The organism is Caballeronia catudaia (assembly GCF_001544755.2).
Classification (GTDB): domain Bacteria; phylum Pseudomonadota; class Gammaproteobacteria; order Burkholderiales; family Burkholderiaceae; genus Caballeronia; species Caballeronia catudaia.
Window position 1 is genome coordinate 1 of sequence record NZ_FCOF02000114.1, and the last position, 2,485, is coordinate 2,485.

A 2,485-nucleotide genomic window follows, 5' to 3' on the forward strand; every position below is an offset into this window, starting at 1 on the left:
AAAGACCCGGAAGCGCCGATTTTCAGCGTGGCCGATTACGGTCTCGTCGGCGATCTGTTCACGGTCGTGCCGGAACTGGTGAGCGCATTGTGACGACGGAACGTGGAAACCGATCGCGAGGCCGGTGACATAGCGTCAGGCTGCCGGCCCTATGCGCGCGATTGGTGATTGTGCCAATGCAAAGTGGCGTAATTGCAGCTATTAATTAATAGTCGCAACCGATCGCTGATTTGACATCTCCGGAGCCGGGCTGCCATGAACAGCAAACCAAGCAAAATTGGACATCTCGAGGCTGCGGCATCGCATCACGAGAAGGCAGCCATATTTCATCGGGAGGCTTCGCAGTTTTACGAGGCGGGCAAGAATTACGAGCATGCTGCCCATCTGGCTGTGCTGGCTCACGGCCACGCGCAGCATGCCATTGACGAGGTCCATGTCGCGGCCAAGCATGCGGGCGCTCCATCGTCGGCTGGCTCCGTGGAAAGTAGCCTGACAGCCGCGCAACATCACGCAGCGGCGTCGGGCCTCCATACTCAAGCGGCGCAACATGTGCGGCACGCGGTCCAGCTATTCGATGCTGATCGCAGCGCGGTGGCTCATGAGACGCAGTTGGCCCTTGCTCTCGCGTTACGTGCGCTCGTGCATGGCAACGAGGCGGCCAAGCAATACGTCGGCTCGCTGCGAACCAAAGGCGCGTCCTGACGCGCGCCGAGAGGTTAGCGACCAGCGCACCGGGACGCGCGGTACGACGCACCGGAATCGGGGCCCGTCCGTGACAGGAATGCGTGGTATGAAAGTCTCCACTACGGGTTTCTGCCGGCTTGTTATTGCCGACTTCGCGCTTGATGACGGCGAATTCTGGGCGGTCCCGGCCAAGAGATTGCGTGCATCGCCGGTGGAGCGGCGGGCATCGGCTCCGGTTTTATGCGAGGCAATGAACAGACAATTAGATTGACTGCACGTACGTTTCGAACACTATTGACATATACGTACGGAGACACGACACATGAACGCTTTTGACACGGAAATTCAAACCTGGCTCGTTCATATTGCCGGATCGTCTTTCGTGTTCGCTCACGCTGTTCGCGCGATCGCCGAGTTCTATTTCACTAAGGGCCTCCTTCCACTCGCGATTCTCTGCGCCATCTGGTTCAAGCAGGGAGACGACCAGCAGCAACGCCGAGAGACTGTTGTCGCGACGCTGTGCGCTGGGCTCGCGGCATTTCTGCTCGGCCGCCTGTTTGCGCTGACGCTGCCGTTCCGTCTCCGTCCGATCTATGATCCCGCCGTTCATCTGTCGTTTCCGCTATCCGATCAAACGGGCACCGGCATGCGCTTGTGGAGTTCGTTCCCCAGCGATCATGCCGCGCTCTGGATGGCGATAGCCGTCGGCATCTTCCTTGTCTGGCGATGGATCGGCGTGCTCGCGATCGTGCAGTGCGTGGTCTTCGTGTGTCTGCCTCGCGTCTATCTGGGGCTGCATTATCCGAGCGACGTCATCGGGGGTGCGGCCATCGGCGCCTTCTGCGCATGGCTCCTCGCACGCCCGCCCATCCGGACTCGCTTCGCGCCCTTATTCGTGCGATTTATGGAATATCGGCCGGCCGTGGGCTATACGCTGGCCTTCCTGTTTTTCTTCGAACTTGCGACGATGTTCGATGAGCCGCGGTACCTCGCGACGTTAGTCATCAAGCAATTACACCGAGGGTGAGCAGAGATGTTGGCAAGGCCCGAGATGATGAAGCGACGCTTGCGCGAGGGCGTCGAGTTTGTTGGAGCTTTTTAGTGATGTCGGGTTTTGGCTCATTAGAAATGTCCGGTTTCGCTCCGCGAAGCGCACGCTGAATGCGAGCGTCTTCAAGGTGTTCCACCATGAACGAGCGTGGTTTCATCACGGCGACTATGCATGAACTCGAACGCATCAAAGTGATCGAGGCGGTGTGCGAGCATCGGCTGACGATGGTCCGGGCGGCCGAACGACTGGGGCTGTGCGAACGCCAGATCAGTCGTCTGGCGCGGCGCTATGTGTGTGGCAAGCGGTCCGGCTAGTCTGATTTCAGGCGAGCGCGGACAGCCCAGCAACCGCGAGTTGCCCGCCGATCTGCGAGCACGCGCGATGGCGCTCGTGCGTGAGCGCTATGCCATTTCGGGCCGACGCTCGACCGGTTGATCTACATGCTGGACGACGCGCCAAAGACACGCGCCCCTCGACACCAATAGTATTTCCGAAACACACGGGTCGTTCAGCGTTTGACTGATGAGCACCGGTCAGCAGGGTGGCATTCTTTGCATTGCGAAGGCGTTCGGCGCCGGCGACGTGCGATCGGCTGGAAAGCAATCTCCATCAGCCATCGGGCAGCTTTCAGAGTATATGAGCCGCTCGGATGGCGGCTTTTGTGATGTGGACAAGCAGGACAAGCGGCAGCTCGTGGCCGATAACCTGTTCATCGCATTGAAGCCGTACCGCTTCGCGCTTACTCGTCCT

The 2,485-nt window shown here is 59.6% G+C and carries 5 protein-coding genes; all 5 read left to right on the forward strand.

The features are described from left to right. Window positions 1-255 precede the first annotated feature (255 nt). Window positions 256-702, forward strand: coding sequence for a hypothetical protein (locus tag AWB75_RS36225; protein ID WP_061128719.1), 447 nt, complete (start codon window positions 256-258; stop codon window positions 700-702). An 88-nt stretch (window positions 703-790) separates the two neighbouring features. Continuing rightward, window positions 791-955, forward strand: a complete 165-nt coding sequence (locus tag AWB75_RS37965) for a hypothetical protein (RefSeq protein WP_159462858.1) — start codon at window positions 791-793, stop codon at window positions 953-955. A 51-nt stretch (window positions 956-1,006) separates the two neighbouring features. After that, window positions 1,007-1,711 carry a phosphatase PAP2 family protein gene (locus AWB75_RS36230; RefSeq protein ID WP_061128720.1) on the forward strand — a complete coding sequence of 235 codons (705 nt, stop codon included), beginning with the start codon at window positions 1,007-1,009 and terminating at the stop codon, window positions 1,709-1,711. A 161-nt stretch (window positions 1,712-1,872) separates the two neighbouring features. After that, window positions 1,873-2,049 (forward strand): helix-turn-helix domain-containing protein, encoded by a 177-nt coding sequence (locus tag AWB75_RS36235; RefSeq protein ID WP_235012438.1) that lies wholly within the window; start codon window positions 1,873-1,875, stop codon window positions 2,047-2,049. Window positions 2,050-2,257: 208 nt separating this feature from the next. Beyond that, window positions 2,258-2,485, forward strand: a 228-nt coding sequence (locus tag AWB75_RS36240) for a hypothetical protein (RefSeq protein WP_143746692.1), incomplete at its 3' end; no start/stop codon positions are given.